Raw genomic sequence first — 18895 nt, forward strand, 5'->3', positions numbered from 1 at the left:
TGACAGGGTGACCGCCATCGATGTCGAGGACACCGCAGGGCCGACCACCGTGTCGTTCGACCGGCACCCGGACTCCTATCGCCACTGGAGACTGCGGGTGGACGGCCCGCTCGCGTGGCTGGTGCTGGACGTCGACGAGCAGGGCGGGCTCGTCCCCGGTTACGAGCTCAAACTCAACTCCTACGACCTCGGCGTGGACATCGAGCTGTACGACGCCGTGCAGCGGCTGCGCTTCGAGCACCCCGGCGTGCGCACGGTGGTGGTGACCAGCGGCAAGGACAACGTCTTCTGCGCGGGCGCCAACATCCGGATGCTCGCGGGCTCACCGCACGAGTGGAAGGTGAACTTCTGCAAGTTCACCAACGAGACCCGCAACGGCATGGAGGACGCCACCGAGTTCTCCGGGCAGACCTACCTGGCCGCGGTGAACGGCGCCTGCGCGGGCGGCGGCTACGAGCTCGCGCTCGCGTGCGAGCACATCGTGCTGGTGGACGACAACTCCTCCACCGTGGCGCTGCCGGAGGTGCCGCTGCTGGGCGTGCTGCCCGGCACGGGCGGCCTCACGCGGGTGGTGGACAAGCGGCGGGTGCGCAAGGACCGGGCCGACGTGTTCGCCACGCGCAGCGACGGCGTCAAGGGCAGGACGGCCGTCGACTGGGGCCTCGTCGACGAGCTGGCGCCGCGGCGGGAGTTCACCGAGACGGTCACCCGCAGGGCCGAGGAGCTGGCTGAGCGCAGCACCAGGCCCCCGGACGCCGCCGGCATCGAGCTGACGCCGCTGCGGCGCGAGGAGACACCGGAAGGGCTGGAGTACGAGCACGTCTCCGCCCGCTACGACCGGGGCGCCGGCACGGTGGAGCTGACCGTGTGCGGACCATCGGCGGAGCCAGGCGACCCGCACGAGCGGGGCGCGGCGTTCTGGCTGCTCGCCCTGACCCGTGAGCTGGACGACGTGATCCTGCGGTTGCGCACCAACGAGCCCGAGCTTGGGACGTGGGTGCTGCGCACCGCCGGGGACCCTGAGCTGGTGCTGCGGCACGAGGCCGCGGTGCTCGACGGTGCGGCCGGGGATTGGCTCCGCAACGAGATCCTGCACTACTACAAGCGGACGCTGAAGCGGCTCGACGTCACCAGCCGGAGCCTGATCGCCCTGATCGAGCCGGGCTCGTGCTTCGCGGGCGTGCTGCTGGAGCTCGCGCTCGCGTGCGACCGGCAGTACATGTTGGACGGTCCTCCCCCACAGATCGAGGACGAGGACAGCGACGAGCGCGCGTCGATCACGCTCTCCGACGCCAACTTCGGGCCGTTGCCGATGGGCAACGGGCTGACCCGGCTCGAGTCCCGCTTCTACCGCGAGGACGACCACCTGGCCTGGCTCGCCAAGGAGCGCGGCCGCGCGCTGGCCCCCGCCGACGCCGTGGAGCTCGGGCTGGTGACCGACGCCCCCGACGACATCGACTGGGACGACGAGATCCGGCTGGTGATCGAGGGGCGGAGGGGCCTTTCTCCGGACGCGCTGACCGGCATGGAGGCCAACCACCGCTTCGTGGGGCCCGAGACCATCGAGACCAAGGTGTTCGGACGCCTCTCGGCCTGGCAGAACTGGATTTTCAACCGGCCCAACGCCGCGGGGGAGCAGGGCGCGTTGCGTCGCTACGGCACGGGTCAGAGAGCCGTCTTCGACCGGAAACGGGTGTAGAGCATGCCGGAAAAGATCGACTACGACGCCAAGATCCCGAACAACGTCGACCTGTCGTCCAACCGGCGCCTGCAGCGGGCGCTGGAGGGCTGGCAGCCGAGGTTCATGAACTGGTGGGCCGAGATGGGCCCCACGCTGGAGACCCACGGCGTGTACCTGCGCACGGCGGTCAGCGTCGGCCGCGAGGGCTGGGCGCATTTCGACCACGTGGTGCCCGAGGAGTACCGGTGGGGCATCTTCCTCGCCGAGCGCGACGCCGACCGCACCATCGGCTTCGGCGAGCACAAGGGCGAACCGGTGTGGCAGCAGGTGCCCGGCGAGTACCGGGCCGACCTGCAACGGCTCATCGTCATCCAGGGCGACACCGAGCCCGCGAGCGTCGAGCAGCAGCGGCTGCTCGGCCTCACCGCCCCGTCGCTGTACGACCTGCGCAACCTCTTCCAGGTCAACGTGGAGGAGGGCAGGCACCTGTGGGCGATGGTGTACCTGCTGCACGCCTACTTCGGCCGCGAGGGCCGGGAGGAGGCCGAGGCGCTGCTGTACCGCAACTCCGGCAGCCCCGACTCCCCGCGCATCCTCGGCGCGTTCAACGAGGAGACCGCCGACTGGCTGGCCTTCTACATGTTCACCTACTTCACCGACCGCGACGGCAAGTACCAGCTCGGCACCCTCAAGGAGTCCGCGTTCGACCCGCTGTCGCGCACGTGCGAGTTCATGCTCAAGGAAGAGGCCCACCACATGTTCGTGGGCACCACCGGCGTCGACCGCGTGGTGACCCGCAGCGCCGAGCTGATCCGCGAGCACGACACCCTCGACATCGCCTCGCACGGCGGCATCCCGCTCGACATCGTGCAGAAGTACATCAACTTCCACTACAGCGTCTCGCTGGACCTGTTCGGCAGCGAGACCTCCACCAACGCCGCCAACTACTACACGTCCGGGCTGAAGGGCCGCTGGCTGGAGAACCGCCGCAAGGACGACCACAAGCTCACCGACGACAGCGCGCTGCTGGAGAAGCCCCGCGACGACGGCACGTGGACCCAGGAGGAGCTGCAGGCGATCCTGCTGCTCAACCTCGACCTGCGCACCGAGTACATCTCCGACTGCCGCAGCGGGCTCAAGCGCTGGAACAAGATCCTCGCCGACAACGACATCGACTACCGTCTGTACCTGCCGCACCCCGGGTTCAACCGGCAGGTGGGCATCAACGCGGGCTACCACGTGACCCCCGACGGCACTATCGTCGACGAGCAGACGTGGCAGGCATCCAAGAGCAAATGGTTGCCCACCAGCGAGGACCTCACCTTCGTCCGTTCGTTGATGAAACCGGTCTACGAACGTGGCAAGATCGCGAGCTGGGTAGCACCTCCGACCAACGGCATCAACGGCAAGCCCTTCGACTACGAATACGTCTACCTGACCTAAGGCGGGGCCCATGTCAGCGCTGACCGCTCCTCCCACCACCTTCAACGCCACCGAGTACCTGGTCGGCAGGCACGTCGCTGCCGGCGACGGGGCACGCATCGCCGTCGTGTCCAACACCCGCACGCTCAGCTACGCCGAGCTGGACGAGGAGGTCCGCAGGGTCGCGGGCGGGCTGCACGCGCTCGGCGTGCGGCCGGAGGAACGCGTGCTGATGTGCATGGCCGACGAGGTCGAGCTGTTCACCGCCATCCTCGGCGCGATGTACCTCGGCGCCGTCGCCGTCCCGTGCTCGACCATGCTCACCGCGGGCGAGCTGGGCAAGCTCATCGCCGACTCGCGTACCCGGATCGTGCTCGGTTCCAGCGCGTTCGGTGACGTCGTGCTGGCCGCCGTCGAGCAGGCACCGGACGTCGAGACCGTCGTCCTCACCGACGACTGGCACCGCCTGCGGGGCGCGGGGGAGCGCGCACAGCCCTACGCGACGTGGGCCGACTCGCCCGCATTGTGGCTCTACACCTCGGGCACCACCGGCACGCCCAAGGCGGCGATGCACCGGCACACCGACATCCGGTTCGTGGCGGAGACCTACGCCCATCAGGTGCTCGGCATCACCCGCGACGACCGGTGCCTCTCCGTCGCGAAACTGTTCTTCGCCTACGGCATCGGCAACTCGATGTTCTTCCCGCTCTCGGTCGGCGCGACAGCGCTGCTCGAGTCGGCGCGGCCGACCCCGCAGCTCGTCGCCGCGCGCGCGATGACCGACCGCGCGACGCTGCTCTTCGGCACGCCGAGCTTCTGGGGACCGCTACTGGCGAGCGACGTGCCCCGCGACGCGTTCTCCTCGGTGCGCCAAGGGGTTTCGGCCGGGGAGGCGTTGCCCGCACGGATGTTCCACGGCATGCGCGACGAGTTCGGTGTCGAGGTGCTCGACGGCATCGGCTCCACCGAGATGCTGCACATCTTCATGTCCAACCGGCCCGGCGAGGTCCACCCGGCGTCGTCGGGTGTTCCGGTGCCCGGATACGACGTGGAGATCCGCGACGAGCACGGTGCGGTGGTCTCCGAGATCGGTAAGCCGGGTGAGCTCTACGTGCGCGGTGACAGCGCGGCGACCGGCTACTGGTGCCGGGCGGAGACGTCGCGCAAGGTGTTCCTCGGCGAGTGGATGCGCACCGGCGACACGTACGTGCGCAACGAGGACGGGACGTACTCGTGTCTCGGCCGCTTCAACGACATGATCAAGGCGGGCGGCATCTGGGTGACGCCGAGCGAGGTGGAGGAACGGCTGCTGGAGCACCCGGACGTTGCCGAGGCCGTGGTGGTCGCGGTACCCGATTCCGACGAGCTCGACAAGCCCGTCGCGTGCGTGGTGCCGAAGCCGGGTACGCACGTGGACGGCGACGCGTTGATCGCGTGGTGTCGGGCGGGGCTCGCGTCGTTCAAGCGCCCGCGCGCGGTCGTGGAGCTGACCGAGCTGCCCAAGACGGCGACCGGCAAGATCCGGCGCAACGTGCTGCGCGACCTGGTCAGGACCGACGCGGTGCCGGTCGCGGAGGCTCCGCCCGTCGAGGCGGTTACGTGATCGACGGCTACCCCGTGGTCGACGCGCACGTGCACGTGCCGCGCCTTTCGACCCTCAAGCCGGCGTGGCTGGAGTGGGCTCGGCGGTTCTCGGGGCCGCATCCGTGGCGTTCGGTCTACGACTCGGCCGGTGACCCGGTGCCTGAGCGGCTCGACGCGCTGTTCGAGGAGGAGGGCGTCGACCGGGCGCTGTTGTTCTGCGAGTACAGCCCTCGGGCGACCGGGATCCAGCCGATCGAGGACAACCTGCCGTTCGTGGAGTGCAATCCCCGGCGGTTCCGGCTCGTGGCCAACGTGAACCCCCATCTGCACCATCCACTGGCGTCCGAAGTGGAGCGTCAACTGGACCTCGGCGCGGTGGCGCTGAAACTGCACCCGGTGCACGGTGGGTTCTCTCCGGCGGACAAGGAGCTGTACCGCGCCTACCAGGTGTGTGAGGAGCGCGGCGTCCCGGTGATCCTCCACTCTGGCACGAGCAGCTTCCCCGGCGCGAGAACGATCTTCGGTGACCCCCAGCTGCTGGCCGACGTGGTGGAGGACTTCCCGGACGTGCGGTTCGTTTTCGCGCACGGTGGCCGTGGGTGGTGGTATGACGCGGCGGCGTTTCTGGCGCTGGCCAAGGACAACGTGTGGCTCGATCTGGCGGGTCTGCCGCCGAAGAAGCTGCCCGAGTACTACGCGCGGTTCGATTTCGAAAGGCTCGCGACCCGTTTCGTTTTCGGCACCGATTGGCCGGGTGTACCGGGCACGGCCCGCAACGTCCGCGCCCTCGCGGCACTCGGGCTTCCCGAGGAGGTACTGCGCGACGTCCTGGCCGGTAACGCGGCGAAGCTGTACCCGGGGCTGGCGATCTGACCCGCTCCGGCCCGCGAGTCCCCCGTTCGGGCCGGCGAGTTGCCCGTTCGGGCGCGCGAGTCCCCGTTCAGGCCCGCGAGTCCCCCGTTCCGGCCCGCGAGTCCCCCGTTCGGGCCGCGAGTCCCCCGTTCCGGGCCGCGAGTCCCGCTCCGGCCCGCGAGTTCCGCGTTCCGGGCCACGAGTGGCCCGTTCAGGACATTCGCTTCGGCTGCCCGGCTCGCAGGGGCTCCCGATTCGCGCACGCGGGCTCCCGGCCGGGAACGCACGATTCGCGGTCGGGAGCGGGCGATTCGCGGTCGGGAGTGGGGGACTCGCGCGCCGGAGTGGGGGACTCGCGCGCCGGAGTGGGGGACTCGCGCGCCGGAGTGGGGGACTCGGCGTCCGGAGCGGGGGACTCGCGGGCCTTGGCGGGGGACTCGCGAATGCGGGTCAGGCGGCTTCTTCGGCGGCCAGGCGTTCGTCCCAGCGGTGCTGGGCGGAGGGGCGCCATTCGGTATGCCTGCGGTGGAACAGCTCGGCCGCCTTGGCTCCGCTCCAGCCCGTCGGCAGTAGGGTCGCTGGCAGCTGGGGGTCCAGGAAGGGGAACCGGCGCCATTCGTGCACCAGCCGGGTCTGCGCGTCGAGCACGGCATCGCCGCCGGCGGGCTCCAGCGCCGCGAAGGCACCGACGAACTCCTCGTACCGCGTTTCCAGGTTCCGCAGGTCCCATGCGCGGGCGACCATTGTCGCCTCGTCGCCGATCCGGCCGTACGGACCGGTGAACGACAGCGCGTCGCCGAGGCCGAGGCCCGTGAGGATGTCGAGCGCTTCCGCCTCGCGCGAGGTGTGGGGGGTGACCCACACGCCGGGGTCGGGCGAGCCGAAACCCGCCCACGTCAGCTTGGTCCGCAACTGGTGCCGCAGGTCCCGCTTGGCCTCGGGCACGGACACGAGCACCACGAGCCACTCGCCGTCCCAGGTGCGCTCGGTGCTGCCGAAGTCGTAGATCCGCCGCGCGCCCTCGGTGAGCAGCTTGCGCCCCGGCTGCGTCAGCGACCACCGCACGCGCCTGCCGACGCGCTCCGACTCCAGCCAGCCCTCCGCGGCGGTGCGGGCCAGGGCCTGGCGGGCGGACTTCTCCTCGACGTCGAACATCGCCAGCGCGTCCACCAGCACGGAGGTCCACACCGGACGATCACGGGGGAGCACGAACTCGCCGAGCAGCGTCATGAGCAGCGACCGCGCGCTCATGTGGCTGACCTCGCGCCGTCTGCTCAGCACCGGCCTGCCGCGCCGCCCCTCCGCCGCCGGCATCGCGTCACCACCCTCATTGCTGATCGTGCGTGCCACTGGGCAGGGTAGCGTCACCCGGCCTGCCAGTCGCGCACGGCGGTGACCAGCGCGTCCGTCCAGGCCTCGAGCCGTGCCTCGCCCTCCGTGGCCGTCGCGCCCGTCGGATCACCGAGCACACCGTTCGCGCTCACGTTCCGTACACCCCTGCTCACCAGCCGGTCGATCAGCGAAGGCAGCGGTTCCGTGTTGCCGGGTTCGCCGGGCAGCACGTCGCCGGGTCGCAGGTGCAGCAGCACGGACGTCTCGGTGCGCCCCGCGTGCGTGTCGTCGGGCGGCCCGCCCGGAGCCCACGCGAACACGCGCCTGCCCTCCGCGCGCAGGAGCCGCACGGCGTTCCGCAGGGGTTCCAGGTTGCCGCCGTGACCGTTGACGAACACGATCCCCGCGAAGTGGTCGGCCGAGCGCGCCAGCTCGACGAGCACGAGTTCCAGTGCCTCCTGCCCGATCGACAGCGTCCCCGGGAAGCCCGCGTGCTCGCCGCTCGACCCGTACGGTAACGCCGGTGCCACGACCACGCCGGGCACGCGCTCGGCGAGCCGTCGCGCCAGCTCCTCGGCGACGGTGGTGTCGGTGTCGAGCGGCAGGTGCGGGCCGTGCTGCTCGGTCGCGCCCAGTGGAACGGCCAGCAGCGCGCGCGGCACCTCAGGCCAGCGCAGGTTCGCCAGGGAGGTCATCGCGGCGTGCCCTCGGTGCGGGGGTGCGTTCGCGGAGGCTGCCCGTCCACACCCCGGCGCCGCAGGTGGGGTCGTCGGCGGGCTACGCGGGTGGGCTCGGTGGTGGGCGTTGCCTCGGGCCAGGGCAAGCGGGACACCGACGTCATCGCAGCGCGCCCTCGGTGAATGCGGGCAGCAGTGCCGCGGGGGTGCGTTCGCGGAGGCAGCCCGTCCACACCCCGGCACCGTAGGCGAGGTCGTCGGCGATCCGCAGGGCCAGCCACGCCGGCGAGTGCCCGAGTGCCTCCGCCGCGCACGGCACCAGCGCGGCCAGCAGCACGCGGCGTCCCCTCGCGGTGAGCAGCGCGGCGGGCCACCACGCGCGGCGCGTGGCCTCCGCGAGCAGCCTGCCCGCGCCGAGGTGGCCGAGCGCCGCCAGCCGCAGGGACTCCGGCACCGGCACGCCCCGGCCCCGCAGCCTGCGCGGCAGCAGTGCCGTCGAGCCGGCCGCGAGCGCGAGGGCGAGCCACGGCCTGCCGAGCGCCAGCAGTGCCCACGCCGCCGCGCTCCACGCCGACAGCCGCGCCGGACTCAGCTTGCCGGGATGCCGCCGCGACAGCGGGGCCGCCGACGTGCCGTACTCGAACCGCTGCCGCAGCCACGGGCGCAGCGCGGCTCTCGGCTCGTGCGTCACCACGGCGGTGGGCTCGTAGCGCACGGCACCGAGCTCGAGCAGCCGCCACACCAGGTCGACGTCCTCGCCGAAGCGCAGACCGGTGTCGAAACCGTCCACAGCGGACAGCGCGGAGCGGCGGACGACGAGCGCCGCGCTCGGCACGTAGCTCACGCGGCTCATCGGTCGCACCGGCGCGGGGCGGGCACCGAGGTCGAGGCTCGACCGGTCGGCCTCGTACCGCGCGAGCACGTCGTCGCCCGGCACGCTGCGGATCCGGGGCGCCACGGCGAGCACGGTCGGGTCGGAGAACTGCGGCAGGAGCGCGTCGAGCCAGCCCGGCTCAGGCTCGGTGTCGGAATCGAGGAACGCCACCAGCTCGGTGCCCGCCAGCCGCCAGCCCGCGTTGCGTGCGGCGGCGGGCCCGCCCGGCCGCTCGTGCCGCACGTTCGCGCCGGGAAGCGGCTCGCGCGAGCCGTCGTCGACCACGATCCGCTCCGCGACCTCGGTGGTCGCGGACAGCACGCGTTTGACCCCGCCGGGGTTGTCCTTCACCGGCACCACGACGGTCACGTCGGCCGCGGTCAGCAGGGGCGGCGGACTCGGGTGCACGAGCCCGGCGTCCAGCAGCCTGCGCGCGAGCCGTTCCTCCGAGGGGCCGTCGCCCAGCGGTTCGCCGGCGAGCCACCGGTCGAGCAGCCGGGTGCCCGCCTTGCCGAGCCGCACGAGGCGAAGCGGTGAGCCGCCGATGAGCAGGGGGCCGCGCCTGCGCACGGAGTCGTCGAGCGTGAGCCGCGTGCCGGGCTTCACGACGTGGCACCTCCCTCCGGACGTACGGATCGCCGACGGGAACGCAGAACTCGCGGTCCGGAACGCAGAACTCGCCGACGGGAACGCAGAACTCGCCGTCCGGAACGCAGAACTCGCGGGCCCGGCTTCACGGCGCGAAGCCTCCGTCCGCGTGCACGACCGTGCCCGTGATGGCCGAGGACTCTGGCGAGCACAGGAAGCACACCGCCGCCGCGACCTCGTCGGGCTCGAGCAGCCGCTCGACCAGTTGGTGGGAGGCGAACTCCTCGACGTCGCCGAGGTCGTAGAGCCGCGCCGTCGCCGTGAGCATGTCCGTGCGGGTCGAGCCCGGCGACACCGCGGTCGCGCAGATGCCCGTGCCACGCAGGTCGGTGGCGAGCCCCTTGACGAGCCCGACCACCGCGTGCTTGGCGGCGTTGTAGCCCGCGAGGTGCCACAGGCCGTGGTGGGCCGCGGCCGACGCGAGCGCGACGAACCGGCCCTGCCGAGGCTGCGGGCGGCGCAGCATGGCGGGGATCGCGGCGCGCGCGAGGTTGGCGATCCCGGTGACGCCGACGGAGAACAGGGCGTCCCATTCGGTGTCGTCGCTCTCCCACAGCGGACGGCCGCCCGCCATGAGCGCGGCGGCGGCCACCGCGGCGTCGAGTCCGCCGAAGCGCTCCTCGGCCAGTGCGACCGCCGAGCGCAGCCCGGCCAGGTCCTGCACGTCGGCGACGACGTCGAGCACCGAGTCCGGATACGAGGCCGCCAGCGCGGCCAGCTCCTCCCTGGTGCCGAGCGGGTACGGCACGCGGGGGTCGTCGGCGCAGCGGTCGACGGCCACCACCTGCCAGCCCGTGGTGGCCAGGCGCCGGACCACCGCCGCGCCGATTCCCCGGGCGGCACCGGTGACCAGCGCGACGCTCACAGGTAGCCCTTGCCCCGCAGGTACTCCAGCAGCTCGTCGGCCGCCTCGGCCGGGTCGTCGGTGACGACTACGCGGGGCGGTTCGCGATGCTCGTGCGCACCGGTGAGGCGCAGCAGCCGCAGCCGGGGGTCGGCCTCGGGCGGCGGGGGAAGCTCCTTGGCCCTCGGCCGGAACGGGCGCGCGGCGTGTGCGGTCACCGGCTCGGCGGCGACGGACCCCGTGACGACCGGGATCGTGGCCGTGCGCGCCGCCAGTGTCGAGGGCAGCGCGGCCCTGCGCAGCCGCAGCCCGGCCGGTTCGACGGAGCACACGGCGGGCAGCGGCACGGCGAGCCGCTCCCTGCGGCCCCTGTCGAGCCTGCGCAGCGCCAGCAGCTCACCGTCGGCATAGGACAGTTCCACGAGGCCGAGTGCCTGCGCGCAGCCCAGCTCGGCGGCGAGGAACGCGGGGGTGCTGCCGGTGCCCCGGTCGGCCGAATGGTCGCCGGTGAGCACGAGCGACGGCTCGCCGAGTTCCGTCCTGATCGCGTGTGCGAGCGCCCGCGCCGTGGTGGCGCCGGAGTCGGGGACGCGGGAGTCCCACGACGGCACGTCCACGCGCAGCACGGCGTCGGCACCGCACGCGAGGGCGTCGCGCAGCAGCTCCTCCGCCGGTTCCGGGGCGAGGGTCACGGCGACGCACCGGCCTGCGGCGGCCTCGGCGATGCGCAGTGCGTGCTCCAGCGCGCACCTGTCGGCCTCGCTCGGACCGGCACCGCGCGGGTCGGTCTCGACCTCGCCCGATAGCGGGTCGATCCTGGCCCGCGCGTCGGTCCAGCGCAGCAGGGCCACGACGAGCGGCCTGAGCGGCTCAGCCATGGCGGAACACCACGCCCTGGCCGCCGTCGGGGTAGCTCCAGCTGATCGCGTTGCCGCCGTCGCACATCAGGTAACACGTGCCGCACTCGAAGCACTGCTCGTAGTTGAACAGGATCCCGCCCTCGGCGGTGGGCACGAACAGGTTCGCCGGGCACGCGTGCACGCAGGTCTTGGTGGTGCACGACCGGCAGACGTCGGTGTCCACCACGATGTGCGGCTGCTCCGCGACCCGGAAGTCAACGTGCGACATCCGGTCCTCGAACGAGACGTCGCCGTAACGCTGGTTCATGGGCACCTCCTAGCTGCAGTGATGGTGGCCTTCACTGCGGATGGTTGGCTCATGGGGACACTCCTCACCCGAACGACCGCAGGCCGGTGAGCGCGTCCCTGGCCAGCTCGCGCATCTTCACGCCGTTGCGCTTCGCCGACGCGCGCAGCAGCTTCCGCACTCCTGGCTTCGGCTTGGGGTTCTCGACGGTGAACATCAGCTCGACCAGGTCGCACACCAGGCCGGGGTAGCGCTGCTGAACGCGCTCGGAGAGCACCAGCTCCGGCGCCTTGCGCAGCTTCTTGTGGTCGGCGAGCACGAACGACGACTCCAGCAGACCCCGGTACTCGCGCAGCGCGCCGAGGTCGCCCGAGGACAGTGCCTTCGAAGCCGCCCTGCCCGCGTACATCCCGGAGCCCATCGCGAAGTTCACGCCCTCCAGCCAGATCCCGGCCGCGAGGCACATCGCCGCCGCGTCGCCCGCCACGAGCAGCCCGTCGCCGACGAGCTGCGGCATCGTGTCGTAGCCGCCCTCGGGGATGAGGTGTGCCGAGTACTCCACCAGCTCCGCGCCGCGCACGAGCGGCTGGATCGAAGGGTGCCGCTTCAGCTCGGCGAGCACCTCCTCGGGGCGCTTCCCGGACTTCGCGAGCCCCTGCAGCCCGAGCACGAGCCCGACGCTGAGCGTGTCGGAGTTGGTGTAGAGGAACCCACCACCGGGGATGCCCTGCGTGCAGCCGAGCATCTCGATGTCGACGCCCTCGTGGCCGCTGACGCCGAACCGTTCGTCGATGGTCCGCGCGGGCAGCGCGAGCGTCTCCTTCACGCCGAGCGTGGTGTGCGCGGCCTGGTCGCCGGGGAAGAGCCCGGCCTGCTTGGCGAGGAACGAGTTCACGCCGTCGCACGCGATCACGACCTTCGCGGTGAGGTCGCCGTCCGGGCGGTCGGTGCGCACGCCGACGATCCGGCCCCGTTCCGTGCGCAGCAACCGGGTGGCCACGGTGGACGGGACGAGCACGGCGCCCGCCTTCTGCGCGTGCCCGGCGAGCCAGTCGTCGAACTCGGCGCGGTAGGTCGTGGCGCCGTTGTAGGGCGCGCGACCCCAGCTCTGGCTGCGGAAGTCCACGGTCATCGAGCGCTCGCCGTCCAGCAGCATGGTCTGCCGCCGCGTGACCCAGCGCTGCACCGGCATCTCGTCGTACCAGCCGGGGATCAGCTCGTCGAGGATCCGGCCGTAGACCACGCCGCCGTAGACGTTCTTCGAGCCGGGAAACGGCCCGCGCTCCAGCAGCGCCACCGAATGCCCCGCACGGGCCAGCTCCAGCGCCGCCGCCGAGCCCGCGGGGCCCGCGCCGACCACGATCGCGTCGAACTGCGGCCGCTCCGGCTCCGCCACGGTCACCGCGGAGCTCGCGGGTCCTGCCCTGTCACGCATCGTTGCTCCCGGGGGTGTCCAGGCGGCGAGCCAGCTCCCGCAGCAGCTCCTGCGCGTCGGTGACCAGCCCGAGGTCGGCCATCGCCGTCATGGGCGAGCTGCCGTCGGTGTTCACGGACACGACGTGGCGCGGGTTGCCGAGACCGCCGGTGTGCTGGGTGGCGCCGGAGACCCCGAACGCCACGTACAGATCCGGATCGACGACCACGCCCGTGGTGCCGATCTGCCGTTCGTAGGGCGCCCAGCCCGCGTCGGTGACCACGCGCGTGGCGCCGACGGACGCGCCAAGCGCCGAGGCGACCTCGCCGAGCAGCGCGAGCGACTCCGGCCCGGTCAGCGCGCCCCTCGCCAGGCCGGCGCCCGCGCCGAGGATGCGCGGGGCCTCCGCGAGGTCCGCGGTCGCCGGGTCGGGATCGAGCACCTCGAGCACGCGCGCGTCGGGAGATTCCGGGACGTCAAGGTCGACGTGCGTGACCTCGGGCGTCCCCTCGGCGGGGGCGCTGCCGCGCACACCCGGCACGAGCGTCGCGACGAACGGCCGCGACGTCTCCACGGTCACCGAGAGCCTGCCGTCCCAGCGGGCGAGGTCGGCGCACTGCTCACCGATCCGCACCGCACCGGCCAGCAGCGGCCGGTCCAGCTCGGCGGCGAGGCGGGGCGCGAGGTCCCTGCCGTCGGCGGAGGCTGGCAGCACGACGCGGCGGACGTCGCGCAACAGCGGCGCGAGCGCGCCCGCCCACGCCCCCGCGGCGAAGTCACCGGCCTCGGCACACCACGCGCGCCGCAGCGGAGGCAGCTGGTCCGCCGCCTGCGCGCAGCCGGAGCCGACGAGCAGCGCGTTCCCGTCCGCCTCCGCCACGGCCTCGTCGCCGCCGAGCGGGGCCACACCACGGCGGATCACCAGCAGGGCAAGGGAATCGGTGTTCACAGGAACGTTCACAGCGCCACCGCCACCCGGTGTCCCTCGACCACGGCGGCGTGTGCGCGGCGGGGGGCCACGCAGTCACCCGCGCGGTACACCTCGAACTCGGCCGAGCCAGAGAGCTCGTGCCACAGCTCGTCCTCCGGCGCCTGGTGCGTCGCGCACACCACCCAGTCGCAGCGCACGTCGGTGGTTGATCCGGTGGTGTGCGTCAGCACCTGCAGCCGCACACCACCGGCGTCCTCTTCGGCGCCCAACACCACCTCGTCGGTGGTCTGGGTGATCCCCTTCGCGGCGGCCCGCACGTTGAAGGTCTCCATGTCCAGCGTCACGCCGAGGTCCTGGCCGACGACCATGCCCGACGTCGAGATCCGCACCGTGCAGCCGCGGTCGGCGAGCAGCTCGGCCACCGAGGTCGCCTGGTGGAAGCCGAGGTCGTCGATCACCACGACGTCGCCCTCGGGCGCGACCCGGCCCTCCAGCACGTCCCGCACGTCGACGATGCGCTCGATCCCGCCGGCCCACCACGGCGCCTGCGGCTTCGCGCCGGTCGCCAGCACCACGACCTCCGGGTTCAGCGCGCGGATGTCGTCGGCGGTCGCCGTGACGCCCGTGCGCACGTCCACGCCGTAGCGGTGGCACTCCGAGAGCGAGTTGCGCACCACGTCGAGGAACTCGGCGCGGCTCGGCACGCTCGCGGCCACGCTCGCCTGCCCGCCTGTCGTCTGGTTCCGCTCCAGCAACGTCACCTCGTGCCCGCGTTCGGCGGCCGTCGCCGCGGCCTGCAGCCCGGCGGGCCCACCGCCCACCACCACGACCCGGCGGCCCCGGCGCGTCGGCATCGGCAGCGCGACGCTCTCCTTGCCAGTGCGCGGGTTCTCGATGCAGCCCAGCCAGCGGTTGAGGCCCATGCGGCCGACGCACTCCTGGTTGCACGACAGGCACGTGCGGATCTCCGTGGCATGTCCCGCGCGGGCCTTGGCGACGAAGTCGGCGTCGGCGATCTGCCCGCGCACCACGCCGATCAGGTCGGCGTGCCCCTCCGCGAGCGCGCGGTCGGCCTGCAACGGGTCCTTGAACCGGCCGACACCCACCACCGGCAGGTCCACCGCCTTGCGCAGCGCGCTCGGGATGAACATCGCATAACCGGGCGGGATGCTCATCGACGCCTCGATCATGTACAGGGTCGACGTGGCGACCCCGATCGAGGTGTTGATGTAGTCCACGTGCCCGCTGGCCTCGACCCACTTGGCGACCTCGACGGCCTCGTCGATCGTGGTGCCGCCCTCGATCAGCTCGTCACCGCAGAGCCGAACGCCCAGCGCCATTCCCGGCCCGATCGCCTCGCGCACCGCGGCCACGAGCCGGAGCAGGATCCGCGCGCGGTTCTCCAGCGAGCCGCCGTAGTCGTCGGTCCGGACGTTGGTGGCGGGGGAGAGGAAGCCGCGCACGATCGAGGAGTGCGAGCACTGCAACTCGACGCCGTCGAACCCACCCGCCCGGCAGTGCTCGGCGACCTTCGCGTACCCGGCCACGATCTCGTCGATCTCGGCGACCGTGACGGCCTTCGGCACCTCGCGGAACAGCGGGTCGGGCACGGGCGAGGGCGCCCACACCGGCAGCCGCGAGTACATGCTCGACGCCTGCCCGCCGTTGTGGTTGAGCTGCGCGAAGATCGGCACGCCGTGCGCGTGCACCGCCTCGGTGATGCGCCGGTAGCCGGGGATCACCTCGGGGTGGAAGCCGTGGATGAGCTTCTCGTACGGCCAGTCCGTCGGGTGGGTCGAGTGCTCCTCGGTGATGATGAGCCCCGCGCCGCCCTTCGCGCGGGCCGCGTAGTAGGCGGCGTGCTGCTCGCTGGGCAGCCCTTCCTTCGCGTAGTTGGTCAGGTGCGCGGAGAACACCACGCGGTTGGCCAGTGTCACCGGGCCCAGCCGCAGCGGTGAGAACAGGTAACGGTAACGGCTCGTTGCGCTCATCGGTGCACCGCCAGTGGTTTCGCGGCGAAGGCCAGCGCGGCCCTGCGGCCCTCCAGTACGGCCTCGTGCACCGATCGCGGGGCCACGCGGTCGCCCGCCTCCACCATCCCGGCCGGAACCGGGGTGGGATCGGGCAGCCGGTGTCCACAGTGGATCAGCGTGGCGCACTCGAGCTCGGTGGCTGTGCCGGTGTAGGCATCGGTGACCACCACGTGACCCGCGTGCACCTCGCGCAGCAGGCTCCGCTTGGCCAGCCGCACCCCGGCCCGCTGCAGGCGCGCGTTGGCGTCGGCGAGGTCGCCGGTGAGGGCGAGCTGCGTGCCCACCACCTGGTCCTGCGTGATGATCGTGGTCGGCCTGCCCGCGGCAGCGGCCAGCTCGGCGATGCCCACGCCCACGGCGTCGCCCACCGTGTCGTAGATCGCGACCGGCCCCTCCGGCAGGCGGCCGGGCGCCTTGAGCAGGTCGACGACGTCGAGCACGAACCCGCCGTCGTGCACGGTGTAGCTGCGCGGTCCGGCGACCGATCCGGTGGCGACCACGACGTCGCCGGACAGTTCCGCGAGGTCGGCCTCGGTGTTCAGTGCGACCTCCACGCCGAGCCGGTGCACCTCACCGGCGAGCCAGCGCGCGAGGTTGCCCAGCCGGTCGCGGCCGGGCACGCGGGCGGCCAGTGCGAGCATCCCGCCCAGCTCGGCGTCCCGTTCGACCAGCCGCACCCGGTGCCCGCGCAGGGCGAGCACGCGCGCGGCCTCCAGCCCGGCCGGTCCGCCGCCGACCACGAGCACGGACCGCGCGGGATCGGTTCCGGTCAGCGGAGCGTCGCCGGTCTCGTGCCCGCTGCGCGGGTCGCCGATGCAGCTGACGATCGGGTTGCGGTTGTCGCGGACCCGGCACTTCTGGTTGGTCAGCGTGCACGGCCGCACGGGCTCGGTCGTGCCGAGCTTGCGCACCAGGTCCGCGTCCGCGATCTGCGCGCGCGTCATCTCCACGAGGTCGGCGACGCCGTCGGCGAGCGCCTGCTCGGCCTGCCCGGGTTCGACCACCGAACCCTGGAGGATCACGGGCGCCGCACCGGCCACCGCCTCGCGGATGCCGCGGCACAGCTCGACGTTGAAGCCCGGCTCGGTGTGCGAGTCGGGGCGCGTGGCCGAGGTGCCCATCGCGGAACCGCGCACCACTACGAGATAGTCGACCTCGCGGGCGAGGTCCCTGGCGAGCGCCTGCGCCTGGTCGGGCGTGATGCCCGCCCACGGCGCGAGCTCGTCGCAGGAGAGCCGAAGGCCGAGCACGCGGCCGTCGCCGATGCGGGCGCGCACCGCTGCGAGCACCTCGCGCAGCAGCAGGGCCTTGTCGGTGCCGTAGGCGTCGCCGCGCTGGTTGGTCAGCCCCGAGAGGAACTGCCGCAGCAGCGAGTGCTGGCCAGCGTCCACTTCCACGCCGTCGAGGTCGGCTTCCACGGCCAGCTCGGCGGCGCGGGTGAACCCGGCGACCACCGCGCGGATCTCGGCCGCCTCCATCTCCATCGGCATCTCACGGCTCGCCACGTCCGGCACCCGCGAGGGCGCCCACAGCGCCTGCTGCGAGAACGCCGACGAGCCCTGCGAGCCCGCGTGGCCGAGGCCCGCGAGCACGAGCGTCCCGTGTGGACGGCAGGCCCGCACGACCGAGGCCCAGCCGGCGCCGCAGTCGGCGGCGAGCGGGGCCCGTTCGTAGGGCCAGTCGGAGTCGTGGACGCTGGCCGTCTCGGTGACGATCAGCCCCGCACCGCCCGCGGCACGGCGCTCGTAGTAGGCCACGTGGGCCTCCGAGATCGCCCTGCCGCGGGCGAGGTTCGTCTCGTGTGGTCCGAAGAGCACGCGCGACGGTGCGCGGCGACCGGCCAGCGTGACCGGTTCGGTGAGTTTCACGGCCGGAAACCTGCCAGCGGGCTCGTGTCACACGCGCGGTCCGGCAGGCGGTCGGGCTCTGGTGGGCCCCACCCGATGCTGACGCCGACGCGGCCGCGCTTGGTCCGGTTGGGCTTGGAGTGGTCCTTGTCCGGCTTCGGCTTCTCCGAGCCGCCGCCGACGAGGGCGAGCGCGCGCTCCCCGTTGCCCTTGACGCATTCGGGATCGGGACCGTCGAGCGGAAGGCCCGTGAAGAACTTGGCGGCCATGCAGCCGCCCTGGCACGAGTCGTAGGCGGAGCAGGACGTGCACGCGCCGCCGGTCTGCGGGGCGCGCAGCCGCTCGAACAGCTCGGACGTGCGCCACACCGACGTGAACCCGCCCTCGTCGCGCACGTTGCCCGCGAGGAACTCGTCGTGGATCGCGAACGGGCACGCGTACACGTCGCCGATCGGGTCGATCAAGCACACCACGCGCCCCGCGCCGCACAGGTTCAGACCCGGCAGCGGGGTGGAGCCGAGCGCGTTGAGGTGGAAGAACGAGTCGCCGGTGAGCACGTTCTCACCGTGGTCGATCAGCCACTCGTAGAGCTCGAGCTGCTGGTCGGCCGTGGGGTGCAGCTCGTCCCACGTGTCGGCGCCCCGGCCCGAAGGCCGCAGGCGGGTGATGCGCAGCTGCGCCCCGTAGTCGTCGGCGATGCGCTTGAACTCGTCGAGCTGGCCGACGTTGTGGCGCGTCATCACCACGCTGATCTTGAAGTCCTTGAAGCCCGCGTCGCGCAGGTTCTCCATGGCCCGCATGGTGGTGTCGAACGACCCCGGCCCGCGCACGTAGTCGTTGACCTCGGCGGTGGCGCCGTCGAGGGAGAGCTGCACGTCGACGTAGTCGGTGCCGGCGAGCCAGCGGGCTCGCTCCGGGGTGATGCGCACGCCGTTGGTGGAGAACTTCACGCCCACGTCGTGCGCGACGGCGTAGTCGACCAGCTCCCAGAAGTCGGGCCGGATCGTGGGCTCGCCGCCGCCGATGTTGACGTAGAACACCTGCAGGCGCTGCAGTTCGTCGATGACGGCCTTGCATTCCTCAGTGGACAGTTCACGAGGGTCGCGGCGGCCCGACGAGGAAAGGCAGTGCACGCAGGAGAGGTTGCAGGCGTAGGTCAGCTCCCACGTGAGACAGATGGGGGCGTCCAGCCCGTGCTGGAAGTGCTCGACGAGTTTCATGAGGTCCCTCTTGCTTCGATCGTGCCCGCGGACAGCAGCCCGGCGAGCGCGTCGAGATAGCGCTTGTGCTCGGCCTCGGGTACCTCGGCTGAGTCGAGCGCGGAACGAGCGTCGGGCTGGTTCTCGAGTTCCCGGACGACGTTCACCAGCAGCTGTGTCTTGAGGAACGAGAGCTTGCGGGTGGTGAAGTCGTAGACGAGAGCGCCGAACGGTTCCGGCCGTAACGCGACTGAGGAGCTCAGCCGGTACGGCCGGTCCGGGGCGAACCGATCAGTAGACACCGCACATGCCGTCGATCGAGACTTCTTCGACGAGCAGGTCTTCCTCGACGGTGACCTCGGTGGCGGCCGATTCGTTCATGGCAAGCTACTCCTCACTGAGCAGGTTGTT

At 72.2% G+C, this 18895-nt stretch carries 17 protein-coding genes; 4 read left to right on the forward strand and 13 right to left on the reverse strand.

The window, feature by feature from the left end; all coding sequences use genetic code 11:
- The first annotated feature begins 7 nt into the window (after window positions 1–7).
- Genes boxC through FCN18_RS10230 form a run of 4 tightly spaced genes read left to right on the forward strand, consistent with a single transcriptional unit; the run spans window position 8 to window position 5560 of the window.
- Entirely contained in the window at window positions 8–1699 is a 1692-nt protein-coding gene (gene boxC / locus FCN18_RS10215; protein WP_206077858.1) for a 2,3-epoxybenzoyl-CoA dihydrolase, read from the forward strand.
- 3 nt (window positions 1700–1702) lie between these two features.
- Complete coding sequence (gene boxB, locus FCN18_RS10220; protein WP_137094644.1) at window positions 1703–3124, forward strand: benzoyl-CoA 2,3-epoxidase subunit BoxB; 1422 nt, start codon at window positions 1703–1705, stop codon at window positions 3122–3124.
- A 10-nt stretch (window positions 3125–3134) separates the two neighbouring features.
- Window positions 3135–4706, forward strand: coding sequence for a benzoate-CoA ligase family protein (locus FCN18_RS10225; protein ID WP_137094646.1), 1572 nt, complete (start codon window positions 3135–3137; stop codon window positions 4704–4706).
- A complete protein-coding gene (locus tag FCN18_RS10230) occupies window positions 4703–5560 on the forward strand; it encodes an amidohydrolase family protein (protein ID WP_113640987.1) in 858 nt (285 codons plus the stop codon). The genes FCN18_RS10225 and FCN18_RS10230 overlap by 4 nt, the downstream gene beginning before the upstream one ends.
- Before the next feature lie 429 nt (window positions 5561–5989).
- On the opposite strand, the gene FCN18_RS10235 is transcribed toward FCN18_RS10230, so the two are convergent.
- The 13 genes from FCN18_RS10235 to mftA form a co-directional block, all read right to left on the reverse strand.
- Complete coding sequence (locus FCN18_RS10235; protein WP_199542428.1) at window positions 5990–6853, reverse strand: PaaX family transcriptional regulator; 864 nt, start codon at window positions 6851–6853, stop codon at window positions 5990–5992.
- Window positions 6854–6903: 50 nt separating this feature from the next.
- Window positions 6904–7566 carry a mycofactocin biosynthesis peptidyl-dipeptidase MftE gene (gene mftE / locus FCN18_RS10240; RefSeq protein ID WP_137094648.1) on the reverse strand — a complete coding sequence of 221 codons (663 nt, stop codon included), beginning with the start codon at window positions 7564–7566 and terminating at the stop codon, window positions 6904–6906.
- A 142-nt stretch (window positions 7567–7708) separates the two neighbouring features.
- Complete coding sequence (mftF, locus tag FCN18_RS10245) at window positions 7709–9028, reverse strand: mycofactocin biosynthesis glycosyltransferase MftF (RefSeq protein ID WP_137094650.1); 1320 nt, start codon at window positions 9026–9028, stop codon at window positions 7709–7711.
- A 127-nt stretch (window positions 9029–9155) separates the two neighbouring features.
- On the reverse strand, window positions 9156–9935 hold the full coding sequence (locus FCN18_RS10250) for a mycofactocin-coupled SDR family oxidoreductase (protein ID WP_113640984.1): 780 nt from the start codon (window positions 9933–9935) through the stop codon (window positions 9156–9158).
- The gene (locus FCN18_RS10255) at window positions 9932–10792 is read right to left on the reverse strand and encodes a mycofactocin-associated electron transfer flavoprotein beta subunit (protein ID WP_137094653.1); all 861 of its coding nucleotides are present in this window, start codon (window positions 10790–10792) and stop codon (window positions 9932–9934) included. Before FCN18_RS10255 ends, FCN18_RS10250 begins: the two co-directional genes overlap by 4 nt.
- A complete protein-coding gene (locus tag FCN18_RS10260; protein WP_112271674.1) occupies window positions 10785–11081 on the reverse strand; it encodes a ferredoxin family protein in 297 nt (98 codons plus the stop codon). The genes FCN18_RS10255 and FCN18_RS10260 overlap by 8 nt, the downstream gene beginning before the upstream one ends.
- 64 nt (window positions 11082–11145) lie before the next feature.
- The gene (locus tag FCN18_RS10265) at window positions 11146–12495 is read right to left on the reverse strand and encodes an FAD-dependent oxidoreductase (RefSeq protein ID WP_137094655.1); all 1350 of its coding nucleotides are present in this window, start codon (window positions 12493–12495) and stop codon (window positions 11146–11148) included.
- The gene (locus FCN18_RS10270) at window positions 12488–13435 is read right to left on the reverse strand and encodes a mycofactocin-associated electron transfer flavoprotein alpha subunit (RefSeq protein WP_137094657.1); all 948 of its coding nucleotides are present in this window, start codon (window positions 13433–13435) and stop codon (window positions 12488–12490) included. The genes FCN18_RS10265 and FCN18_RS10270 overlap by 8 nt, the downstream gene beginning before the upstream one ends.
- Window positions 13432–15396, reverse strand: a complete 1965-nt coding sequence (locus FCN18_RS10275; protein ID WP_112271680.1) for a mycofactocin system FadH/OYE family oxidoreductase 2 — start codon at window positions 15394–15396, stop codon at window positions 13432–13434. Before FCN18_RS10275 ends, FCN18_RS10270 begins: the two co-directional genes overlap by 4 nt.
- A complete protein-coding gene (locus FCN18_RS10280) occupies window positions 15393–17306 on the reverse strand; it encodes a mycofactocin system FadH/OYE family oxidoreductase 1 (RefSeq protein WP_137094660.1) in 1914 nt (637 codons plus the stop codon). The genes FCN18_RS10275 and FCN18_RS10280 overlap by 4 nt, the downstream gene beginning before the upstream one ends.
- On the reverse strand, window positions 17303–18505 hold the full coding sequence (mftC, locus tag FCN18_RS10285) for a mycofactocin radical SAM maturase (RefSeq protein ID WP_112271684.1): 1203 nt from the start codon (window positions 18503–18505) through the stop codon (window positions 17303–17305). The genes FCN18_RS10280 and mftC overlap by 4 nt, the downstream gene beginning before the upstream one ends.
- Window positions 18502–18786, reverse strand: coding sequence for a mycofactocin biosynthesis chaperone MftB (gene mftB / locus FCN18_RS10290; protein WP_112271686.1), 285 nt, complete (start codon window positions 18784–18786; stop codon window positions 18502–18504). Before mftB ends, mftC begins: the two co-directional genes overlap by 4 nt.
- Entirely contained in the window at window positions 18776–18865 is a 90-nt protein-coding gene (gene mftA / locus FCN18_RS10295) for a mycofactocin precursor MftA (RefSeq protein ID WP_110342009.1), read from the reverse strand. The genes mftB and mftA overlap by 11 nt, the downstream gene beginning before the upstream one ends.
- Window positions 18866–18895 lie beyond the last annotated feature (30 nt).

Origin of the sequence: Prauserella endophytica (assembly GCF_005146945.1) — a bacterium.
Lineage (GTDB): Bacteria > Actinomycetota > Actinomycetes > Mycobacteriales > Pseudonocardiaceae > Prauserella_A > Prauserella_A endophytica.